This is a genomic window from Pseudomonas sp. PDM03 (genome assembly GCF_014852385.1).
Lineage (GTDB): Bacteria > Pseudomonadota > Gammaproteobacteria > Pseudomonadales > Pseudomonadaceae > Aquipseudomonas > Aquipseudomonas migulae.
Genome location: NZ_JACVBM010000001.1, coordinates 256,016 through 276,766 on the forward strand (window position 1 = coordinate 256,016; position 20,751 = coordinate 276,766).

21 protein-coding genes are annotated in these 20,751 nt (G+C 58.0%); 11 read left to right on the forward strand and 10 right to left on the reverse strand.

Features of this window, described 5'->3' with window-relative positions; all coding sequences use genetic code 11:
- Nucleotides 1–18: 18 nt before the first annotated feature.
- From IB254_RS01170 to IB254_RS01185, 4 genes are all read left to right on the forward strand, one after another.
- Nucleotides 19–1,383: a DUF1329 domain-containing protein gene (locus IB254_RS01170; protein WP_192415908.1), complete on the forward strand. Its 1,365-nt coding sequence runs from the start codon at nt 19–21 to the stop codon at nt 1,381–1,383.
- A gap of 82 nt (nt 1,384–1,465) precedes the next feature.
- The gene (locus IB254_RS01175; protein WP_192415910.1) at nt 1,466–2,542 is read left to right on the forward strand and encodes a WD40/YVTN/BNR-like repeat-containing protein; all 1,077 of its coding nucleotides are present in this window, start codon (nt 1,466–1,468) and stop codon (nt 2,540–2,542) included.
- Between the two features lie 27 nt (nt 2,543–2,569).
- Nucleotides 2,570–5,014: an efflux RND transporter permease subunit gene (locus IB254_RS01180; RefSeq protein WP_192415913.1), complete on the forward strand. Its 2,445-nt coding sequence runs from the start codon at nt 2,570–2,572 to the stop codon at nt 5,012–5,014.
- Nucleotides 5,007–6,785 (forward strand): acyl-CoA dehydrogenase C-terminal domain-containing protein, encoded by a 1,779-nt coding sequence (locus IB254_RS01185; protein ID WP_192415915.1) that lies wholly within the window; start codon nt 5,007–5,009, stop codon nt 6,783–6,785. The genes IB254_RS01180 and IB254_RS01185 overlap by 8 nt, the downstream gene beginning before the upstream one ends.
- A 160-nt stretch (nt 6,786–6,945) precedes the next feature.
- Here IB254_RS01185 and IB254_RS01190 read toward each other — a convergent pair whose 3' ends face one another.
- The 8 genes from IB254_RS01190 to IB254_RS01225 all read right to left on the reverse strand — a co-directional run bounded on the left by IB254_RS01190 (nt 6,946) and on the right by IB254_RS01225 (nt 12,206).
- Nucleotides 6,946–7,551 carry a hypothetical protein gene (locus tag IB254_RS01190; RefSeq protein WP_192415917.1) on the reverse strand — a complete coding sequence of 202 codons (606 nt, stop codon included), beginning with the start codon at nt 7,549–7,551 and terminating at the stop codon, nt 6,946–6,948.
- Nucleotides 7,552–7,741: 190 nt separating this feature from the next.
- On the reverse strand, nt 7,742–8,203 hold the full coding sequence (locus IB254_RS01195; RefSeq protein ID WP_192415919.1) for a hypothetical protein: 462 nt from the start codon (nt 8,201–8,203) through the stop codon (nt 7,742–7,744).
- Nucleotides 8,204–8,283: 80 nt separating this feature from the next.
- A complete protein-coding gene (locus IB254_RS01200; RefSeq protein ID WP_192415921.1) occupies nt 8,284–9,546 on the reverse strand; it encodes a hypothetical protein in 1,263 nt (420 codons plus the stop codon).
- A gap of 184 nt (nt 9,547–9,730) precedes the next feature.
- Nucleotides 9,731–9,913 (reverse strand): DUF1289 domain-containing protein, encoded by a 183-nt coding sequence (locus IB254_RS01205; protein WP_008033373.1) that lies wholly within the window; start codon nt 9,911–9,913, stop codon nt 9,731–9,733.
- A gap of 2 nt (nt 9,914–9,915) precedes the next feature.
- Entirely contained in the window at nt 9,916–10,272 is a 357-nt protein-coding gene (locus IB254_RS01210) for a hypothetical protein (RefSeq protein ID WP_192415924.1), read from the reverse strand.
- A 39-nt stretch (nt 10,273–10,311) separates the two neighbouring features.
- A complete protein-coding gene (dmeF, locus tag IB254_RS01215; protein ID WP_192415933.1) occupies nt 10,312–11,220 on the reverse strand; it encodes a CDF family Co(II)/Ni(II) efflux transporter DmeF in 909 nt (302 codons plus the stop codon).
- A gap of 16 nt (nt 11,221–11,236) precedes the next feature.
- Nucleotides 11,237–11,512 carry a metal/formaldehyde-sensitive transcriptional repressor gene (locus IB254_RS01220; protein ID WP_004575538.1) on the reverse strand — a complete coding sequence of 92 codons (276 nt, stop codon included), beginning with the start codon at nt 11,510–11,512 and terminating at the stop codon, nt 11,237–11,239.
- Nucleotides 11,513–11,750: 238 nt separating this feature from the next.
- A complete protein-coding gene (locus IB254_RS01225; protein ID WP_192415936.1) occupies nt 11,751–12,206 on the reverse strand; it encodes a hypothetical protein in 456 nt (151 codons plus the stop codon).
- A gap of 218 nt (nt 12,207–12,424) precedes the next feature.
- On the opposite strand from IB254_RS01225, the gene IB254_RS01230 reads away from it, so the two are divergent.
- The 3 genes from IB254_RS01230 to IB254_RS01240 all read left to right on the forward strand — a co-directional run bounded on the left by IB254_RS01230 (nt 12,425) and on the right by IB254_RS01240 (nt 13,885).
- Nucleotides 12,425–12,703, forward strand: coding sequence for a DUF2790 domain-containing protein (locus tag IB254_RS01230; protein ID WP_192415937.1), 279 nt, complete (start codon nt 12,425–12,427; stop codon nt 12,701–12,703).
- Between the two features lie 238 nt (nt 12,704–12,941).
- Entirely contained in the window at nt 12,942–13,589 is a 648-nt protein-coding gene (locus IB254_RS01235; protein WP_192415938.1) for a hypothetical protein, read from the forward strand.
- 89 nt (nt 13,590–13,678) lie between these two features.
- Entirely contained in the window at nt 13,679–13,885 is a 207-nt protein-coding gene (locus tag IB254_RS01240; protein ID WP_008033360.1) for a co-regulatory protein PtrA N-terminal domain-containing protein, read from the forward strand.
- A 113-nt stretch (nt 13,886–13,998) separates the two neighbouring features.
- On the opposite strand, the gene IB254_RS01245 is transcribed toward IB254_RS01240, so the two are convergent.
- The gene (locus tag IB254_RS01245; protein WP_192415939.1) at nt 13,999–14,325 is read right to left on the reverse strand and encodes a DMT family transporter; all 327 of its coding nucleotides are present in this window, start codon (nt 14,323–14,325) and stop codon (nt 13,999–14,001) included.
- A 65-nt stretch (nt 14,326–14,390) separates the two neighbouring features.
- Entirely contained in the window at nt 14,391–15,392 is a 1,002-nt protein-coding gene (locus tag IB254_RS01250; RefSeq protein ID WP_192415940.1) for an SLAC1 anion channel family protein, read from the reverse strand.
- 115 nt (nt 15,393–15,507) lie between these two features.
- On the opposite strand from IB254_RS01250, the gene IB254_RS01255 reads away from it, so the two are divergent.
- The 4 genes from IB254_RS01255 to IB254_RS01270 all read left to right on the forward strand — a co-directional run bounded on the left by IB254_RS01255 (nt 15,508) and on the right by IB254_RS01270 (nt 20,741).
- Nucleotides 15,508–16,464 (forward strand): GlxA family transcriptional regulator, encoded by a 957-nt coding sequence (locus IB254_RS01255; protein WP_192229319.1) that lies wholly within the window; start codon nt 15,508–15,510, stop codon nt 16,462–16,464.
- A 203-nt stretch (nt 16,465–16,667) separates the two neighbouring features.
- Nucleotides 16,668–17,189 carry a sigma-70 family RNA polymerase sigma factor gene (locus tag IB254_RS01260; RefSeq protein ID WP_192415941.1) on the forward strand — a complete coding sequence of 174 codons (522 nt, stop codon included), beginning with the start codon at nt 16,668–16,670 and terminating at the stop codon, nt 17,187–17,189.
- Entirely contained in the window at nt 17,186–18,142 is a 957-nt protein-coding gene (locus tag IB254_RS01265) for a FecR domain-containing protein (RefSeq protein WP_192415949.1), read from the forward strand. The genes IB254_RS01260 and IB254_RS01265 overlap by 4 nt, the downstream gene beginning before the upstream one ends.
- 118 nt (nt 18,143–18,260) lie before the next feature.
- Nucleotides 18,261–20,741, forward strand: a complete 2,481-nt coding sequence (locus tag IB254_RS01270) for a TonB-dependent siderophore receptor (protein WP_192415951.1) — start codon at nt 18,261–18,263, stop codon at nt 20,739–20,741.
- Nucleotides 20,742–20,751: the final 10 nt, after the last annotated feature.

A 20,751-nucleotide genomic window follows, 5' to 3' on the forward strand; every position in this document is an offset into this window, starting at 1 on the left:
GTTAACAGGAGACACTCTATGAACCTTCTCAAATCACTACTGGCTCCAGCCCTGACCCTGGCCGTTGCAGGCTCCGCGCACGCGGCCGTCAACGCCGACCAGGCCGCGAAACTGGGCACTACGCTGACCGCCGTCGGCGCGGACAAAGCCGCCAATGCCGATGGCAGCATTCCGGCCTACACCGGTGGCCTGACCACAGTCCCGGCCAATTTCAAAAATGGCGATTCGTTCCGTCCTGATCCGTTTGGCGATGAAAAACCGCGTCTGGTGATCACTGCCAAGAACCTCGCCGAACAGAAAGACAAACTCACCGCGACAACCCAGGCATTGCTCACGCGTTACCCCAGCTATCGCCTCGACGTGTACCCGACTCACCGTAGCGTCGCGCTGCCCAGGACGGTTCTCGAGAACACCGCGAAAAATGCCGTGACCGCCAAGACCACCGATGGTGGCTTGTCGCTGGAAAACGTACTGCCGGGCGTACCTTTCCCGATTCCGGCGGATGGCAACGAAGCGATGTGGAACCATTTGCTGCGCTATCAGGGCGTGGCCATGACCAACAAGTACGATTCGTGGAACGTCGACTCGTCTGGCACCGCATCCTTGAGCTCCACGGGCGTGTTCAATATCGAGTACCCGCTCTATGCTCCGTCCCGGGCTGTGGGGGCTGTCGCTGCCGATGAGTCCTTCTACAAGATCAAGCTGACTTACACAGGCCCGGCCCGGCGTGCCGGTGAAGCACTGTTGCTCATGGACTCGGTCAACCCGCTGAAACAGCCCCGTCGCGCCTGGCAGTACCTGCCGGGGCAACGTCGGGTGAAACTGGCGCCGGACCTGGCCTACGACACGCCAAACCCGGGCACAGTCGGTGCGGCAACCTACGACGATGCGTTCTTGTTCAACGGCGCGATGGACCGTTACGACTTCAAATTGGTGGGCAAGAAAGAACTCTACGTGCCGTACAACACCTACAAGCTGAGCTATCACAAGGACGCGCGCGATGTGACGACCGCCAACCACGTCAACCCGGACCTGCTGCGTTGGGAGCTGCATCGGGTGTGGGTGGTCGAAGCCACGCTCAAGCCGGGCAAGCGTCACATCTACAGCAAACGTACCTTCTACCTCGACGAGGACAGCTGGATTGCCCTGGCGTCCGACGCGTATGACGCTCGTGGCCAGCTCTACCGTGGCGGCTTCTCGCACCTGACCTACAGCTACGACGTGCAGGCCCCGGACACCATCAACCACATGCTCTATGACCTGGTTTCCGGTGCCTACAACATGAATGGTTTCTACGGGCCTTACGGCGGCCTCAAATACATCGACCCGCTGTCCAAGGCGCAGTGGTCGGCCGAGTCCCTGGCCGGCACCGGCATCCGTTAAACCCACGATCGTGCAGGAGCGGGCGGCGATACGACTTGCCCGCGCCTGCAGAGGTCTGTGACGTGCACCCGAGATCACAATAATGACAATGATCAAATGGACCCTGCTCGCCGCGCTCGCATCAGCGCTGGCAGTGCCGTTTACCCGCCCGGTAATTGCCGGCGGGTTTGCCGATGTGCTCGACACCCCCGCGCTGCAAAGTGAATACGCCATGCATTCGACCTACACCGGGCTGACCCAGGCCGGTGAGCGGTTGATCGCCGTCGGCCAGCGCGGTCATATCCTTTACTCCGATGATGCAGGCGAACACTGGAAGCAGGCACAGGTTCCGGTCAGTTCCGACCTGGTTGCAGTCACCTTTCCCACGCCGCAGTCGGGCTGGGCCGTCGGACACGACGGTGTGGTCCTGCACAGCCGCGACGCCGGGCAGACCTGGAGCCGGCAACTGGACGGGCGTCGGATCGGGCAGCTGCTACTCGACCACTATCAACCCCGACTCGCCGAGCAGCCGGACGATGCCGATCTGCAACAGCGTGTCAGTGATGCGCAGCGAATGCTCGACGAGGGCGCCGACAAGGCCTTTCTGGATGTCTGGTTCGAGAATGCCCGGGTTGGCTACATCGTCGGCGCGTTCAATCTGATTTTTCGCACAGACAATGGGGGCCTTGACTGGACGCCGCTGCTGGAGCGTACCGACAACCCCTCGGCGTTGAATCTCTATGCATTGCGCCCCGTAGGCAATGAACTGTATATCGCTGGGGAGCAGGGCCTGGTGCTGAAGCTGGACCGTGCCAGCGGCCGATTCAATGCCATGCCGACGCCTTATAACGGCAGCTTTTTCGGCATTACCGGTAAGCCGGGTGCGGCGCTGGTTTTCGGCTTGCGCGGTAACGTCTTTCGCAGCACCGATGATGGCGCGAGCTGGAGCAAGGTCGAACTCGCTCTTCCCCTCAGTATCACCGCCAGTTCCGTGGCCGCCGACGGCCGGATCGTACTCGTCAGCCAGGCCGGTCATGTGCTGGTCAGCACCGACGACGGTGCCAGTTTTCATCCCCGACAGAACACCGTGACGTCCCCGGTAGCCGCTGCGCAAGTGACGTCCGATGGTGCGTTGGTACTCGCGGGTACCCAGGGCCTGCGGCGACTGGCCCTCGACTGAGCCCGGCATTACATAGAGAACAACATCATGGGTCACTACGAACTCGAAACAATGCCGGTCATCCGCGAACTCAAGGGTTTCGATGCCTGCTCTGGTAATGGCCTCGAACGGCTGATCTTCAACAATCGCCTGTGGGTGGTGCTGGCTTGCCTGATGGTGACGATAGCGCTGAGCTACCTGGCAACTACGCGACTGACACTCAACGCCAGCTTCGAAAAAATGCTCCCGCAGAGCCAGCCCTTCATCAAGAATTATCTGGAAAATCGCCCGGCCTTACGGGGGTTGGGCAATGCGGTGCGGGTCGTGGTGGAGAGCACTGATGGCGATATCTTCGACCCGCATTATCTGAACGCGCTGAAAGAGATCAACGATGAGCTCTTCGTCACTCCGGGCGTCGACCGTGCCTGGATGAAATCGCTGTGGACGCCGGCAGTGCGCTGGACCGAAGTCACCGAACAGGGCTTCCAGGGTGGCCCGGTAATGCCCGACTCCTATGACGGCTCCGTGCAAAGTGTTCAGCAGTTGCGCCAGAACATTGCCCGCTCTGGCATTGTCGGCAGCCTGATCGGCAACAACTTCAAGTCGAGCATGGTGTTCGTGCCGCTGCTGGAGAAAGACCCGGTCACCGGCCAGGCCATCGACTATCACCAATTCTCCAGAACCATCGAAGAGAAGCTGCGTGAAAAGTACGAGTTCGATGGGGTCGTACGGGTGGCGAGCGAGGAGGGCAAGGGCCCGATCAAGATTCGCGTGATCGGCTTCGCCAAACTGGTGGGCGACCTGATCGATGGGTTGATGCAGGTGATGCTGTATTTCGGCGCCGCCGCGCTGATAGCCACGGCGATTATCTTCTACTTCACCCGGTGTGTGCGCAGCACGGCGTTGGTCATCCTGTGTTCGGTGATCGCAGTGATCTGGCAGCTGGGATTGGTGGCCCTGTTTGGCTTCGCGCTGGACCCGTTTTCGATTCTGGTGCCGTTCCTGGTGTTTGCCATTGGCGTATCCCATGGCGCGCAAAAGATGAACGGTATCATGCAGGACGTCGGACGCGGCACCCATCAGTTGATCGCCGCGCGTTATACCTTTCGCCGGCTGTTTCTCGCCGGCCTCACCGCATTGCTGGCCGACGCCGTGGGGTTCGCGGTATTGATGCTGATCGACATTCCGGTGATCCAGGACCTGGCGGTCACCGCCAGCATTGGCGTTGCCGTGTTGATTTTCACCAACCTGGTGCTGCTGCCGGTGCTGCTGTCGTATTGGGGTGTCAGTCGAAAGGCTGCCGAGCGCAGCTTGCGCGCGGAAAAAAAGGAGCTGCGAGGCAGCGGCATGGGCGCGCTGTGGTGTTTTCTCGACAAATTCACCGAGCGCCGCTGGGCGACCATCGCCGTCAGTGTGGCGGGGCTACTGGCGGTGGGCGGCTTCATGGTCAGCACCCAGTTGAAGGTCGGTGATCTGGACCCCGGTGCGCCCGAGCTGCGTGCCGATTCGCGCTACAACCGCGACAACGCCTACATCACCGCCAACTATTCGCTGTCCAGCGATCAGTTCGCGGTGATGCTCAAGACACCCAGCGAAGGCTGTCTGAAATATGAAAGCCTGGTAGAAGCCGATCGCCTGGGTTGGTTGTTGCAGCAACAACCGGGCGTGCAGACCACGGTGTCGCTGGTGAACGCGGTACGGCAGATCACCGCGGGTTCCTATGAAGGCAACCCGAAGATGCTGACCATCGCGCGTAATCAGGATGTGCTCAATTACGGCGCACAGCAGGCATCTGTGAGCAATCCGGACCTGTTCAACAACGACTGCTCGATGATGCCGATCATCGCGTATCTGGCGGACCACAAGGCCGAAACCCTGGATCGCGTGGTGCGAGTGGCTGAAAGCTTCGCCCGTGAACACAGCAATGGCGAGCGTCAGTTCATGTTGGCGGCCGGCAGTGCCGGGATCGAAGCGGCGACCAACATCGTCGTGCGCGAGGCCAACCGCACCATGTTGTTTTATGTGTATGGCGCGGTGATCGTGCTGTGCTTCATCACCTTCCGCAGCTGGCGGGCGGTGGTGGTCGCGGTAGTGCCGCTGATGCTGACGTCGATCCTCTGCGAAGCGCTGATGGTCTGGTTGGGCATGGGCGTGAAAGTCGCGACATTGCCGGTGATCGCCCTCGGTGTCGGCATTGGCGTGGACTACGCGTTGTACCTGCTGAGCGTGCAATTGGCCCAGCAACGCGCCGGGTTGTCGTTGACCGAGGCTTATCGCAATGCCGTGGCATTCACCGGCAAGGTGGTGGCGCTGGTCGGCATTACCCTGGCTGCCGGCGTGATCACCTGGGCCTGGTCGCCAATCAAGTTCCAGGCCGACATGGGCATCCTGCTGACCTTCATGTTCATCTGGAACATGGTCGGTGCTTTGGTGCTGATCCCGGCGTTGTCCCATTTCCTGTTGCAGAAAGTGAGTAGATCCAATCATGGCTGATTACAAAGCGCCCCTGCGCGATATGCGCTTCGTCCTCAATGAAGTGTTCGAGGTCGCCAAACTCTGGGCCGAATTGCCTGCGCTGGCCGAGACCGTCGATGCGGAAACGGTCGAAGCCATTCTTGAAGAAGCCGGTAAAGTCACCAGTAAAAGCATCGCGCCGCTGAGCCGCGCGGCGGACGAAGAAGGTTGCCATTGGGCGGACGGTGCCGTCACCACGCCGGCAGGTTTCCCACAGGCCTATCAGACGTATGCCGAAGGCGGTTGGGTCGGTGTCGGTGGCGATCCGACCTACGGCGGTATGGGCATGCCCAAGGCGGTTTCGGCCCAGGTCGAAGAAATGGTCAACTCCGCGAGCCTGTCGTTCGGTCTGTACCCGATGCTGACGGCCGGCGCCTGCTTGTCGATCAACGCCCACGCCAGCGACGAGCTGAAAGCCGCGTACCTGCCGAACATGTACGCCGGCACCTGGACCGGTTCCATGTGCCTGACCGAGGCCCACGCCGGCACCGACCTGGGGATCATTCGCACCAAGGCCGAGCCGCAGGCGGACGGTTCCTACAAAGTCAGCGGCACCAAGATTTTCATCACCGGCGGTGAGCACGACCTGACCGAGAACATCATCCACCTGGTACTCGCCAAACTGCCGGATGCACCGGCGGGGCCGAAAGGCATTTCGCTGTTCCTGGTGCCGAAGTTCATGGTCAATGCTGATGGCAGCCTGGGTGCACGTAACCCGGCGACCTGCGGTTCGATCGAACACAAGATGGGCATTCAGGCCTCCGCGACTTGCGTGATGAACTTCGACGAAGCCGTGGGTTACCTGGTTGGCGAGCCGAACAAAGGCCTGGCGGCGATGTTCACCATGATGAACTACGAGCGTCTGGGCGTCGGTATCCAGGGCCTGGCCTCTGGCGAACGTTCTTACCAGAATGCCGTTGAATACGCCCGCGATCGCCTGCAAAGCCGTTCGCCGACCGGCGCGCAGAACAAGGACAAAGTGGCCGACCCGATCATCGTCCACCCGGACGTGCGTCGCATGCTGCTGACCATGAAAGCCTCGAACGAAGGCGGCCGTGCCTTCTCGACTTACGTGGCCATGCAACTGGACACCGCCAAGTTCAGTGAAGACGCGACCACCCGCAAACGCGCGGAAGACCTGGTGGCGCTGCTGACCCCGGTAGCCAAGGCGTTCCTGACTGACCTCGGTCTGGAAACCACCATTCACGGACAGCAGGTTTTCGGCGGCCACGGTTACATCCGTGAGTGGGGCCAGGAGCAACTGGTTCGCGACGTGCGCATCACTCAGATCTACGAAGGCACCAACGGCATCCAGGCACTGGACCTTGTCGGGCGCAAGATCGTTGGCAGCGGCGGGGCGTTCTACAATTTGTTCGCCGACGAGATTCGTCACTTCACCGCGACGGCCAGCGCTGAGCTGGACGAGTTCACCAAGCCGCTGAACGATGCCGTGACCACCCTCGACGAACTGACGGCGTGGTTGCTGGATCGGGCGAAAAACAACCCGAATGAAATCGGCGCGGCTTCGGTCGAATACCTGCAGGTGTTTGGCTACGTGGCCTATGCCTACATGTGGGCGTTGATGACCAAGGCCGCCTTGGGCAAAGAAACCCAGGACAATTTCTACGCGAGCAAGTTGGGCACGGCGCGGTTCTATTTCGCCCGTCTGCTGCCGCGTATTCACTCGTTGAGCGCATCGGTGAAGGCCGGCAGCGAGTCGTTGTTCCTGCTGGATGCGGGACAGTTCTGATCGGGGAACCAGCGACAGAAAACCCCGCATTCGCGGGGTTGTTGGTGAGACTGAGCCTTCCAAAAACCGTACTACAGCGAACGACCGCTTTTGGCTGTGGATTCAACCGGTCGATGCAATTGCTGCAGGGACTGTTTCACTCGAAAGGTCAGGTCAGGACTTAGGATCCGGCTGAGCGATTCTTTCCCTGCGTACACGGATTAAAAATCTGGTAAATACTCTCACTGGATCCTACATAGGTTTTGGTACCTGGAACCGCCACAGCCGAGTAGTTTTTGCGATCGGTGACCTGAATAAAACTTCCTTGCGCAGCCGTGAAGCTCTCAGTGTTTGGCGGCACTAGCACGCTCAGGAACTGGGCTTTCTTGTCGAGGGCCAAGGCTCCTCCCACGGTAATTGGCGCCAGCATGGCGGCCCAACGTTCACTGAATAGGTAGAAGGTATCGGCTGCGGCTCTGCCACTTTGCAGGTGGGCACACTGCACATCGCTGGCGTTGATGACTTCAGCTTGCTGGTAGATGCCGCCCTTATAGAAGGCCAGTACTAGCTTGCTCTTGGTCAGCACACCCAGGCCTTGCTTGGGTCTGCACACTTGCAAATCACCATAGGCAGATAAACACCAGTTGGTTTCGGTGATAGTGACGATTTCGTCTGCTCTGAGCTTCAGATCGCGTTCAATATTGGCGCGGGCTTCCGGGGTTTCGTAAGGGATGGCGCATGCGCTCAATAGAGCTGCGAGGGTAAGGGCGAGTAGCGGGGTTCTCATCAAGCGTCCTTTGCTGCTGGAAAGTACATGTAAATGACGAATATTTTTTGCAAATCTCTTCTTTCAACACTCTACGAGTCAAGCAATCGCGAGAGCAGGAGAAAATAGCCGCCCTCGAAAAACACTAGACAACGAAACACCCGCTGAACGATTTTCTGGGCAGCGACGCTGGTGCTACGGACGTGGGCCGTCAGTGCACGCGGGTGCTCACTACCTCGCCAGTGACTGCATCCTCCAGCCACACTTCAAGCCGATTGAGGCCCACATACCTTGAGCGCGCCATTATTTTCTGGCCAGCTTTGCCCTCGAACTTCAGGTCCGCAAACAGGAAGTGGCGGGGCAACTGGTATTCCAATTGGATGGTGTAGGTGCCAGGCTTCAACACCGCGCGCTGCGGGGAGTCGTTCTTGTAGTAGTACGTAGAGAAGGGGATGTTGCCGACTTTGTTGTCGTTGATCCTTATGATGTTCAGGTCCGGCTGAAGATCGGCGAAGTGACGCTGGGCCCTGCCCGCATAAGTATCTGTCTCGACCACGGTATAACGCGACTCGTCATCCGCCGTGGCGGGATCGACGTTGGAGTACGCGGGCATTTCCGCACAACCGTGCAGGCACAGCAGTGCGATAACAAACGGAAGGAAGATTTTTCTCATCAATAGATCCTATTGTTGCGCAAAAAATAATGCTGTTTGTCCTGGCCGGGTCTGGCAGACAGTTCAGTCTCGATGACTGCTCAACGCACAACATTCACTGCTGTGAACGTGTAAACGCTCTTCGTATTTTTCGACGTCGACTCCAGTGTCAGGGAAACCCCCAAATCCTCGATAAAGGCGGCGGAAGTTTTACTGGTGCCCTGGTCGCACTCCAGCGCGATGGCGTCACCTGTCAGCGAGGTGAATACTTGCCGGGCAGGAAAGCGCTGACCCACGGTGCAAGTCGTCGACTGCTTCATGGGTTTGTCGCTTGGCCGAGCAGGCACTTCTTCCATGACCAGACGAGCGCTCAACGTCTCGCCGGGGCTCCAGCTCGTCGGGGCCTTGACCTCAAGTTCGCGGGTGAGCAACACACGTCCATCGCCTATGCCGTTCATCTTCGACTTCAGCTGAATCAGGCCCGCCTGGGTGAGACGCTCGACGTGGAAGGCTTCGTTATAGATCTCATTCTTCTTCAGCAAAGCGCCGTCTGCGGTGTACTCAACCGTCACCGGACGATCCTTGATCGCATCGCCGGTTCGGGTGGCGTAGGTGTAGCTCAACGTTTTGAATTTCGGTTTGAGCAGCGGCGAGTCGAGGCGCTTGAGCACGTCCTCCGGTACGGCGACGCCGGCAATGCTCGTATCCGGTTGTGGCTGAGGATAATCAGCCGACGTGATGTCCGGGCGCAGTTGGGCGAGCATCGCACCGTCAACGGCGCCTTGCAGGGAACAATTGACCCGCGACTGAGTGCCCTGTTTGCCTTCCGCCTCGACAATCAAGATGCGTTCCACACGCTTGCTACCCGGCGCCGTGCCTGGCTGCGGCTGGATGAGTCGCCATTGGTCACCGACCTTGAGTTCACTGCGCACATAAGACGAGCCAATATTCTGCAGTTGCCCCGGTTGTTCCATCAGCGGCGCGAGGCGCCTGGCCACTTCGTCTACGCCGCCTTCAACAATGAAGCCCCAGAAATAGTAGTGACCCAGTTGGCCGAGGTCGCTGCTCTCGTCGACATAGGACAGCAGTTTCATACCGGCAACAATCGGCGTACCGCGCAGAGGCACCGAATTTTCCGGGTTGCTGCCACGGTTTTTGACGGCTATCCACGCCGCATCTTTTCGCTGTTCAATAGGCGCAATCGCGCCCCAGGCATCGCGGTGTGTGTTCAGGCTGGCGAAGAAGTTGGCGTCGCAGCGGGTGAGGGCCTTGAGCGTTTCGGTCAATGCTGCGTCGCTGGCTTGGGCGACGGTGGGCAGGAGCAGAGCGCAAGCGAGGAGCAAAATGGGGGACGGCAGCTTCACTGAATGGATGTCCTTATCGATGGGCTATGCGGGTGGAGGCATATGGCCATTATCCAGACATTGAGGGGTTAGCTCCAGTCGTTCCTGTCCAAATCGCCATTGACCAGCGGTGATGCCTGGGGGCATTAGGGGACAGACCACATTTTCTAAATGTGGTCTGTCCCTGAAATCGCAGCTCAAGTGACTATCCCTGTGCTTTCTTCAGCCCTTTCAAGCGCACATTCGCCCTTTGCACAGCGGCCATTTTTTCAGGTCGCTTCATGCGTTTCCACTTTCTGATGTCTTCCTTGCTCCGTCCACAACTCACACACAGATCGCCACTCAGTTGGCAAACCGAGATGCAGGGGTTTTCGATTTCTTTAGCCATCGTCAATAACCCTTGGCCAGGCGCTTCTGCCAGTCGCCACCATGAGTGCGCTGGCATTCTTCCTCGGAGTCAAAGCGGACATTGAGGTCTGAAGGGCTCAGATCGATGTTGGCTTCATTCAAGGCGATGGCCGTCAGCTCAAAGATGCGTGTCTTCGCGTTAACCTGGGCGAGCTTTTTGTCAGCGAGGGTTTCGAACACCCAGATCACCTTCAGGGTTTCAGCCAATGCGTTCAGGTCAGCGATGTGGGTGAGCCAGGTAAAACCCTTGATTTCACCTTTTGCTGTTTCGCACGCATCAGTGAGCGTGGCAATCAATCGGCGTTCGATCCGCGCCAGTTCACGTTTCCCTGGGGGCATTACGGTTTCCTTTGGAGGCTGTGGAGGGGAGGCGCTGAATCAGGCCGGTCGAAACTCGACCGTCAGATGGCTGACTTCATGAACCGGCTTCAGACGTTCACGAATGCTGTCGGCGTTCGCAGTGGCTTCACCAAGGACGCTGACGATGGCCGCATGCGCTTGCGGGCCAACTCGCCAGACGTGCAAGTCAGTGATGGTGGCATCTCCGGGTTTCTCAACCAGTTCACGGATTTCCTCGGCGACGTGTGCGTCTGTCTGATCCAGCAGTACACCTGCGGTGACCCCCATCAAGATCCACGCCCAACGCGCGATAACGATAGCGCCGACAATGCCCATGACCGGGTCCAGCCACACCCAACCGAGATACCGGCCGGCGAGCAGTGCAGCAATGGCCAGAACCGAAGTCAGCGCGTCCGCGATGACGTGGACGTAGGCCGATTTCAGGTTGTTGTCGTTCCCATGATGGGCATGATCGTGATCGTGCCCATGACTATGCCCGTGACCCAGCAGCAGAGCGCTGACAATGTTGACGATCAAGCCGGCAATCGCGATGAGCGTAGCGGTGCCGAACTGAACTTCCGTTGGCTGCAAGAGACGTATGACGGACTCAACGCCAATTCCCAGGGAGACCATACCGAGAATCAGCGCCGAGGCGAACCCGCCCAAGTCTCCAACCTTTCCGGTGCCGAAACTGTAGCGCTGGCTGAAAGCGTGGCGTTTTGCGTATCCATAAGCGGCCGCCGCGATGCCCAATGCGCCGGCATGGGTTGCCATGTGAAAGCCATCAGCCAGTAACGCCATCGAGCCCGTCATATACCCGGCGGTGATCTCGCCAACCATCATCACAACGGTCAGTATCACAACCCAAAGCGTACGCTTGGTGTTTTCGTCGTGCGCTGAGCCAAGGAACATGTGGTCGTGTGTGTAGTTGATGTTGGAGCTGCTCATGAGTGTGTACCTGCGTTCACTTGGAGTAACGGCGAATGGCCTCAAGAAGTTCTTCGACGCCCTTGTTACGCTCCTCTTCGCTGAGAGCAGGGTTCGCGACATGCTCCCGCGCGTGGTCCTCGATGATTTCCTCCATCAAACCGTTGATGGCTCCGCGGGTTGCGGCAACAAGATGCAGTGTTTTGGCACAATCGAGATCCGATTCCAATGCCCGTTCAACGGCTTGGATTTGTCCGGCGATGCGTTTTACGCGTTTGAGAAGATCGTCTTTGTTTGCTGCAATATGGCCCATGGCATACCCCCCCCTACCTATGTATTGCGCATGATAGGCATACCCCCTATACCTATGCAATGTCAGGGGCGGAGAGGGCATCTATAACCCCCCGGCAGGAAAGAGGCTTCATTTGTGAGGGGGAGAAAATCATACAAACCATCATCGACAGTGATGCTCACCAACTGCCCCCTTGGACTCGAGCAATGGATATCGCTTGGATGAATGGCAGTTCCTCAGCCTGCGGGACGTCTGGAAATCAGCTGTACTTAAAATCCGGCATCGAGTTCCTGGAGATCAGATTATGAGAAAGCACAGGACGTTTGGTTGGGTAGCGATGATTTTTCTTCTGGTGGCGAACGGGGCAGCTTGGGCGGCCACCGAACGAGCCGAGACGCGTCGTGCCGCACGCGATGTCAGGCAGGACACGCGCCAAGGGGCTCGTGAGACGAAACAGGATTGTCGAGCAGCCGATGCCCAGAGCAATCCCGGTTGTCGACAAGACAAGCGACAAACGAAGCAGGAAGGACGTCAAAAAGCCCGGGATATCAAGTACTGAACGTGGACGCTTGAACGGCGGAAACTGGCCGATTTCGGCCAGTCGTGGACGGTAGAAATCGGCCAATACCCGATATTTCTCACCCTGGCTCGCAGACGTTTTCGGTCCATGTGCCGTCACAGCCAGCACGTGAAATTTTGCGCGAAAATCCGTCATAACATGTTATGACCTCACTCAAAAATGCCGTTTGGCCCAACAAATACGGGGTTTAATGGACGAATGGTCGTAAGGCGTCAAGCGCGGGGAATTGCTAGGGGCCTGAAGCCACTACAGGCGACTCAGATCGGCGCGTTCGTCGCGGTGAAGTGAACTTCACTTTGAACACGTGTCACATTAAGTCCTCGTTAAGAGAACTTCAGTGGAGGTATAGCCTTATGAACATGGCCACAATTGTCAGTGCCGTGATTTCCAGTCTCGCGCCAACTGTCTTCGACCAGAACGGCCTGCAGGAACTTGGCGCGCATGTCTCAGCCGTCGATTACCACTACGGAATGGAAATCGATGTGAAGCGGGTACTGCAGCGCACTGATACATCCAACAAGACAGGCGTGGTACCGGTGACCCTGGTCTATGAAGACAGTCTGGGTGAGGTTCACAAGATCCGTTTCCTCGAATGGGGCGCAAGCCCGGCAAATCCCGCCAGCATTGCCTGATCCGCTCGCCGATAGGGTTCTGGATATCGCCGACCCCAGAAGCGGAAGTTAAACCTCATATGCACTAAGTACGGATGATTAAAAGTTCATTCGCGAAAATCGCTATTGTCTTGGCAGCGTAATACTGCAAGATTATTTAATAATTATTGTTGGATCCTAATTACAATCAGCAACGGCAAATTCCAATCAGGCTGTGCCGAGAACTATGTTGATTCACTATTGAAGCCAAGAGGTAACCATGGAACTTAGTATGATTTCTTCGTCCGCCGTGGAATATTTTCGTTTGGGCGTTGTATATTTCCATCTTATCGCCTGCTGTGTTGCAATCGGTCTTGTCCTTACCAGTGACGTTGCAATGGTCAAGCAACTTCTGAAGGGTGACGTGTCGGGTCACCATGATGACGCACATATGGAAAGCCTTCAAAAAACCGTAGTACTTGCACTTGTAGCTCTTTGGGTTACGGGCATTGGCATTATCGGTATCGACTATGCCGGCAAGGGGATGGAGTATTTCCTGAATCCAAAGTTGCAAGCAAAAATCGGGATCGTTGTACTGCTGACCTTTAACGGCTTCCTGTTGCATAGCGCTGTATTGCCGGCGCTGAAAAAAGCCGGTTCGTTACTTGAACTTTCCTTCAGCCTTCGCATGCTGGCGCTGTTCTCGGGTGCGCTCTCTGGTGTGTCGTGGTTCTATGCCGCGATGTTGGGTGTTGGTCGTCCGCTGGCCTGGAAATACTCGCTGATCGAGTTGCTGGCAGCCTATCCGGTTCTCATCGTTGGTGGATTCGCAATGATGGTGTTGCTCACCGCCTGGGCAAAAAGCAGAGATACCGACGAGCGTATGGAGCAAGGCACCTGGACGCAACAAAACGCCGCCCTGGCTTAATGCTAAAGCCAGGTTGAATAAGCAAGTAATGCTTTAGCAAATAACTACCACTGTTATCTATTAATAAACTCTCACTTGAGGAAACCCAAATGAAATCCATGAAAGTTCTTTTCGTCGCCGCCGCTCTGACCGCTTCCACTCTGGCTATGGCCACAGGTGGCGGTGATCGGACCTTCACACGCATGGAGTCGGCCCGGAAAGTCTCGATGGAAGCCTTCCAGGTTGCACAGAAGCAGAAGGCTGAAGCCGCTGTTGCCGAAAGCAAAGCCAAGGCGACCGATCGCACCAACGGCTGATCTGTGTAGGGTCATTAGGGGACAGACCACATTTTCTAAATGTGGGCTGTCCCTGAACTCCCTGAACTCCTCTCTCGCTTGACCCCAAAAAACACTCTGAAGTACTTGCTCGTTCAAGCTGCCCAGCGTAGTCCCGCGACACTCAGCAGGATCAATCCGATCCAGACCATTCGCCAGAGTGAAACCCCATCACCCAACCAATACATGCCGACAATGGCTGTGCCGGCGGCGCCGATGCCGGTCCAGACTGCATAGGCGGTACCGACTGGCAGAACGCGCAACGCCATCGTCAACAGGCACAAACTACCGGCCAACACGATGACGGTACCGGCCAACACGGCGGGCCGTTCAAAGCCGTTTGCAGATTTCAAACCGACCGCAAAGGCGATCTCCAGAAGACCGGCAACGATCAGCATTAACCACGAAGTGCTGTGTGTCATTCGATGAAACCTGTAGGGGCAAAAAAAAGCGAGCCGGTGAAGGCTCGCCAAAGGGAGGTAAAACGTCAGTTGGCCAACAGTTTGCCGCTGAACAGGCTGATCAGGGTTTTCACCAACAGCACGGTCAGTGCCACAGTGAGAAACAGCAGGATCGCCGCAGCGATGACCATCAGCAGAGCGTTGTCCTGGGCATGTGCATATTTCAGCGCCGCATTACTCAGGGCCGCGATAGGAAAGCTGATAGCCCACCACGAAGGGGCAAAGGGCACATCGCGACGGAACACTTTGAAGCTCAGCACCACGAACAGGAACAGGCCGAAGTAGAACAACACACTGGCAAACCGGTCGATTTCGCCGAACACGTTGGTGTACGCCAGGAAACCTACCTCGAAGGGTGCAATCAGGACCATCAACGAAGGCACCATGCCTTTGGCCAAAGCGGCTTCATGCACCAGTCGCGAAAAGATCCGGGTGAAGAAAACCAATGCCAGCACCGCACCCACGGCGAGGGCAAACAGGTTGAACTCCGCAGCCCAAACCATGGGCATGTGCGCACCGGTTACCGCGATGTCGAGGGTGGCAACACCAGGGATCAGCCAGGCAGACACGGCATTCACCGAATCCTGATTGCCCGACAACAGACGCGAAACCACCAGGCCTGCGAGCAACACTGTCAGCGCGCTGCCCAGTATCCAAAGAGCCTCTGCGAGCCACTGGCTGTGGGGCGCAGCGACTGCCGAAAGCAGCAACAGGGCAATGGTGACGGTGCCAAAAAAGTTGCTGGCAATCGGATGGTTGAACTCGGCCTTTACTGCTTCAGGGTGTTTCACCCATTTGCTCAGGTAACCCAGGGTCAGCAGCACGAATACCAGGCCGGCCAGTGCGCCAATCGCTTCACCCAATGCGCCGCCGACGCCGAAATATTGGCCACTCAAACGCCAGGCCAGTCCCAGGCCAGCCAGACCCATGACTGAACCGAACAGGTTGATGGGCAGGTTTTTGATCGACGTCGTACTGCCTGATACCGATTGTGCAGCTGCGACGGAGGAAGTGTATGCAGTGTTCATGGCGGTCTCCCGTTTGACTGAATTTGCTGTTGGAGCTATTTTCAGCCGAAAAGACCATGGCTGAAATAGTCACATCACGACGTATTCAGCCAATGATTCGACGAGGACAGACATCATGCGCATAACCCTCCTGGCGTTCCCCCGCGTGCAGCTTCTGGACGTCATCGGCCCGGCAGACGTCTTTGCTGAAGCGGCAAAGCAGCTCGGCAATCCGCGCGCCTATCGGGTGGAAGTCATCGGTACGGACAAGGGGATGATCAAAGGCTCAAGCGGATTGAAGCTGGGCATCGACGAGACCTTCGATACCTATAAAGGCAAGATCGATACGTTGCTCGTGGCCGGAAGCCCACACATCGATGAAATTGCCCTCGACCCCGCACTGCAAGAGTGGCTGCGCCGACAGGCGAAATCCGTGCGTCGTATCGGCTCGGTCTGCAGCGGTGCTTTCTTGCTCGCCGCCGCTGGCCTGCTGGACGGACGCCGAGTCACTACTCACTGGAACTCCAGCGCAAAACTCGCCAAGGAGCACCCGCAAACGCAGGTCGAACCCGACAGCATCTTCATCAAGGACGGCAACATCTACACCTCGGCGGGTGTCACGGCCGGCATGGACCTGGCCCTGGCGCTGGTCGAAGAGGATCACGGCAGAGAACTGGCGCTGAGCGTTGCCCGTGAAATGGTGATGTTCTTCAAGCGGCCTGGCGGACAGTCGCAGTTCAGCGCGCAACTGGCAGCGCAAACCGCAGAACGCAGCGTAATCAGAGACGTGCAGGATTATGTTTTGGAGCACCTGAAGGCTGACTTGAGCGTGCCCACCCTGGCTGCCCGCGCCGGGATGAGCGAGCGCAACTTCGCCCGTACCTTTAAATCCGAAGCGAATTCGACCCCGGCCGAATTTGTCGAGCTGGCGCGCATTGATGCGGCCCGGCGGCTAATCGAAGGCTCGGACGTATCACTCAAGCGCTTGGCCGATACCGTCGGCTATGCCAATACGGACGGGTTCAGAAGGGCATTTATGCGACGCCTCGGAGTGGGGCCGAGCGATTATCGCAAGCGGTTTTCATCCGTGTGATGCAGGGGTAAGCATCAGCGACATTGATCAAGCGACTTCAGAAATATTCTGATAGCCGCCTGCATGTATTTATTGATGGGCTTGATCCACCTGGCTGATGCATCTGCCTGGCGTCGCGCCTGTCAGCCAATGTGGCTATTGCAAATCACCCATTACACACATGACAATGCGAGTCATTATCACTCGCGAATTATTCCATCGTCATGTCCGCCAACGATTTATCCCTGCGTAGCGCCGTCAATGATCTGTATTGCGACCATCACGGTTGGCTCAATGGCTGGCTGCGCAAGCGCCTGGGCAATGCGTTCGATGCGGCAGACCTGACGCAGGACACCTTCGTCCGGGTCATCAAGGCGCGTAACGCACTCGATATTCGCGAGCCGCGACCTTACCTGTCGATGATCGCCAAGGGGTTGCTGATCGATCTGTTCCGCCGGCGGTCGTTGGAACAGTCCTATCTGGAAGCCTTGGCGGCCATGCCCGAATGGCAGCAGCCTTCGTTGGAGGAGCAGGCGATCCTGTTGCAAGCCCTGATGGAGATCGACCGCCTGCTGCAAGGATTGGGGACGAAGGTCAAACAGACGTTCATCCTGTCTCAGTTCGACGGCTTGACCTACCCGCAGATTGCCGAGCGCTTGAATATCAGCTCTCGCACGGTCAACAACTACATGGCCAAAGCCATGGAGCATTGCTGCCTGATGCAGATTCAGTTGCAACTGGCATGAGCCTTTCGCCCGCTGAGTTGAAGGCGATCAGCGTTGCCGCCCAGTGGTACGCCCGACTTCGGTCGGGTGTCGTCACCGATTCGGACCTGGCCGCCTGGAACGACTGGCTGGTCGCCGACCCTGCCCATCGACAAGCCTGGCAACGCATGGCGGACGTCGGCGAGCAGATGGCCAGTGTGCCGGGTGCCCTGGCATCGCCAGCGTTGCGTGGTGCTGATCTATCCCGGCGCCAGGTGTTGCGCAGTGTGCTGGTGCTTGCCTCCGCCAGTTCGCTGGGCTGGCTGGGCTGGCGCAGTGAAACCTCGCAGAACCTGTTCGCCGATTTTCGCACCGCCGTGGGTGAGCGTCGTGAGTTCCGGTTGGCGGATGGCAGTTCGTTGCTGCTCAATACCGACACCTCGGTGAATCTTCGTTTTGACGGTCGTCAGCGTGTGCTCGAACTGTTGCGTGGCGAGATCCTTGTGACGACCGCTGTCGATCCCTTGCAACGCCCCTTCAAGGTGCTCACCCGTCATGCAGAGGTGCTGGCACTCGGGACGCGTTTTATCGTCCGGTCCCTTGAACAGGGCGGCGGGGTGGCGGTGATCGAGAAGGCCGTAGAGGTCCGTTCGGCTGGCGGTGGCTCGACGGTGCGTCTGGAGGCCGGCCAGTCCCTGGACTTCGATGGTCACTCGGTGGGGGCGGTACGGCGCAACGACGCAGCCGTCGGCGCCTGGCAAACGGGCAGCATCATTGCCATCAATCGTCCCTTGGCCGAGTTGCTGGCCGACCTTTCGCGCTATCGCACAGGTGTGCTGCGCTGTGATCCGCGTATTGCCCAATTGAAAGTGTCCGGCGCTTTTCCCATTGATAACACCGACCTGGCATTGGCTGCGCTGGAGAGTGGTTTCTCGCTGCGGATCACCCGGTTCAGCCGATATTGGGTCGACGTGTCGCGTGGTGATTTGCTCTGAATGTGGGCTTGCTCGCGATAGATCTGAAAATAATTTTCCAGCCTTTGCACTTTTCATACACATCGTTCGGCTCATCCCTCAGTGAGTTTTTATTGATTGTTTTTGGGGGAGGGTAAGCATGTCTCGGGTGTACAAGTCTGATCGTCTGGCGACCGCAGTGACGGTCGGGCTATTGGCGGCAACTACGGCGGGCGTCTGGTCAACGGCAACGCTTGCGGCACAGGTGCCGGTGCAACAGCAGAGCCCGGTGAAATCGTTCAACATTCCCGGCGGCAGCCTGACCGAAGTGCTCAGCCAATTCGCCAGTGCGGCGGGTGCCGCCATATCCTTTGATGCGCGACAACTCGAAGGGTTGAAATCCCCGGGCCTAAACGGTGCGTTCGGGATCAGCGAAGGGTTTGCGCGGATTCTGGGCGGAAGTGGTCTGCAAGCCGAACCCCAGGCCAACGGTACTTATGTCCTGCGACCAGCCCCGGCTGCCGGCTCGGCCCTGGAACTGGGTGCGACCAACATCAATGGGCAAATGCTCGGCGCGACCACCGAAAACAGCGGCTCGTACACCACGGGGGCGGTGACTATCGGCAAGGGGGAGCACTCACTCAGGGAAACGCCGCAGTCGGTCACGGTGATGACGCGCAAGATGCTCGATGACCAGAACCTGAACACCATCGACCAGGTCATGGAAAAGACCCCGGGCATCACCGTCTACGACTCGACCATGGGCGGCAAGTATTTCTACTCGCGCGGGTTCCGCATGTCGGGCCAGTATCAGTACGACGGCGTCCCTCTGGATATGGGCAGCCTCTATGTTCAGGCCGACAGTTTCAGCGGTGACATGGCGTACTACGACCGTGTCGAAATCCTTCGCGGCGCAGCCGGGATGATGAAAGGTTCAGGTGGCACCGCCGGCGGGGTGAACTTCGTGCGCAAACGCGGCCAGACGGCCCCGCGCACCGACATCACGCTCTCCGGTGGCAGCTGGGACAACTATCGCGGACAGGTCGACACCGGTGGCCCGCTGAACGAATCCGGCACCTTGCGGGGGCGGGCGGTTGTTGCCGAGCAGAGTCGGCATTACTCGGTAGACGACGCCAATCGCAAGGATCAGGTGTATTACGGCGCGCTCGACGCTGATGTGAGCCCCGACACGACACTCGGCCTGGGCGTTGCCTATGAAGATGTGGACGCCAACCCTTGCTGGGGTGGCCTGCCGCGTTACCGGGACCGCAGCGATTTGAAACTCAGCCGCTCGACCTGCCTCGATCCTTCGTGGAACACGTGGCGCAGCCAGCGCACCACTGTTTTCAGTGATTTGAATCACCGGATCAATGATGACTGGAGCTTGAAGGTCGCCAGTGTTTATACAAAAAACACCCAGGACATCAAGTACGCATTCGCCTCCGGCGCCGTGACGCCCGGCACCAATACCACCGGCATGCTGGGCAGCATGTACGATTACGATCAAGTCGATTACGGCCTTGATGCGTACGTGGATGGCAAGTTCAACGCGTTCGGCCAGCAACATGAATTGATCGTGGGCGCCAACGCCAGCCGTTCGAAAAAGGACGACTTCTACTCGGTGGCGTTTCTGAAGCAACGCCAGAATGTGTTCAACCCCGACAAACATATTCCGGAGCCGGATGACAGTTACTTTATTGACAACTCGTCTCGCGGCGGGCCAGTCAATTCGGTGACCAAACAGAAGGGCATTTACTCGACACTGCGGTTGAAACTGGCCGATCCGCTGACATTCGTTGTCGGCAGTCGGGTGAGTTGGTACTACTCCGAAACCGACTCCGACTTCATCAACACAGGCACCTCGGAACATTCCAGCGCTACCGAGACCGGGCAGGTGACGCCGTTTGCCGGTGTGTTGCTGGACCTGAACGAGAACCTGACGGCCTATGCCAGCTACTCGGATATCTTTACCCCGCAAGGCAATTTCCGCTCGGAAGACGGTTCGGCGCTCAAGCCGCTTGTGGGCCAGAGCTATGAGCTGGGGATCAAGGGCGCCTGGTTCGACGGTCGCCTGAACAGCTCCTTCAACCTGTTCCGCACGATCCAGAAAGATCAGGCGCAGACGGACTACAACTCATCCTGTCCTTCATCCGATGGTTACTGCTACGTCAATGCCGGCAAGGTTCGCGCCCAGGGATTCGAGGCCGAGATCAGCGGTGAAGTCATTGAGCGCCTGCAAGTGCTGGCGGGTTACACCTATACCCAGACCAAAACCCTCGACGACATCGACACCAGCCTGAACGGCGCAGCGTTCAACAGTTATGTGCCTCGGCATGTGCTGCGCATGTGGGGCGATTACGCCCTGAGCGGGTCGCTTGAGCGATTCACGATCGGTGCTGGCGTCAACGCGCAAAGCGATAACTTCCGGGTTTCACCTTCCAGTGGCGACAAAATCAGCCAGTCAGGTTATGCGGTCTGGAACGGCCGCATCGGTTACCGCATCGACGACACCTGGTCGGTTGCGCTCAACGGCAACAACCTGTTCGACAAGCGCTACTACGCCACCATCGGAACCGAGACCTTCGGCAACTACTACGGTGATCCACGCAACTTTATGGTGTCGGTCAAAGCGAGTTTTTAACGAAGGTCGC

Bases quoted from the DNA above. Each gene is read 5' to 3' on its own strand.
- IB254_RS01170 (WP_192415908.1), top strand. From the start codon at position 19: ATGAACCTTCTCAAATCACTACTGGCTCCAGCCCTGACCCTGGCCGTT.
- IB254_RS01175 (WP_192415910.1), top strand. From the start codon at position 1,466: ATGACAATGATCAAATGGACCCTGCTCGCCGCGCTCGCATCAGCGCTG.
- IB254_RS01180 (WP_192415913.1), top strand. From the start codon at position 2,570: ATGGGTCACTACGAACTCGAAACAATGCCGGTCATCCGCGAACTCAAG.
- IB254_RS01185 (WP_192415915.1), top strand. From the start codon at position 5,007: ATGGCTGATTACAAAGCGCCCCTGCGCGATATGCGCTTCGTCCTCAAT.
- IB254_RS01190 (WP_192415917.1), bottom strand. From the start codon at position 7,551: ATGAGAACCCCGCTACTCGCCCTTACCCTCGCAGCTCTATTGAGCGCA.
- IB254_RS01195 (WP_192415919.1), bottom strand. From the start codon at position 8,203: ATGAGAAAAATCTTCCTTCCGTTTGTTATCGCACTGCTGTGCCTGCAC.
- IB254_RS01205 (WP_008033373.1), bottom strand. From the start codon at position 9,913: ATGGCTAAAGAAATCGAAAACCCCTGCATCTCGGTTTGCCAACTGAGT.
- IB254_RS01210 (WP_192415924.1), bottom strand. From the start codon at position 10,272: ATGCCCCCAGGGAAACGTGAACTGGCGCGGATCGAACGCCGATTGATT.
- dmeF (WP_192415933.1), bottom strand. From the start codon at position 11,220: ATGAGCAGCTCCAACATCAACTACACACACGACCACATGTTCCTTGGC.
- IB254_RS01220 (WP_004575538.1), bottom strand. From the start codon at position 11,512: ATGGGCCATATTGCAGCAAACAAAGACGATCTTCTCAAACGCGTAAAA.
- IB254_RS01225 (WP_192415936.1), bottom strand. From the start codon at position 12,206: ATGACGGATTTTCGCGCAAAATTTCACGTGCTGGCTGTGACGGCACAT.
- IB254_RS01230 (WP_192415937.1), top strand. From the start codon at position 12,425: ATGAACATGGCCACAATTGTCAGTGCCGTGATTTCCAGTCTCGCGCCA.
- IB254_RS01235 (WP_192415938.1), top strand. From the start codon at position 12,942: ATGGAACTTAGTATGATTTCTTCGTCCGCCGTGGAATATTTTCGTTTG.
- IB254_RS01240 (WP_008033360.1), top strand. From the start codon at position 13,679: ATGAAATCCATGAAAGTTCTTTTCGTCGCCGCCGCTCTGACCGCTTCC.
- IB254_RS01245 (WP_192415939.1), bottom strand. From the start codon at position 14,325: ATGACACACAGCACTTCGTGGTTAATGCTGATCGTTGCCGGTCTTCTG.
- IB254_RS01250 (WP_192415940.1), bottom strand. From the start codon at position 15,392: ATGAACACTGCATACACTTCCTCCGTCGCAGCTGCACAATCGGTATCA.
- IB254_RS01255 (WP_192229319.1), top strand. From the start codon at position 15,508: ATGCGCATAACCCTCCTGGCGTTCCCCCGCGTGCAGCTTCTGGACGTC.
- IB254_RS01260 (WP_192415941.1), top strand. From the start codon at position 16,668: ATGTCCGCCAACGATTTATCCCTGCGTAGCGCCGTCAATGATCTGTAT.
- IB254_RS01265 (WP_192415949.1), top strand. From the start codon at position 17,186: ATGAGCCTTTCGCCCGCTGAGTTGAAGGCGATCAGCGTTGCCGCCCAG.
- IB254_RS01270 (WP_192415951.1), top strand. From the start codon at position 18,261: ATGTCTCGGGTGTACAAGTCTGATCGTCTGGCGACCGCAGTGACGGTC.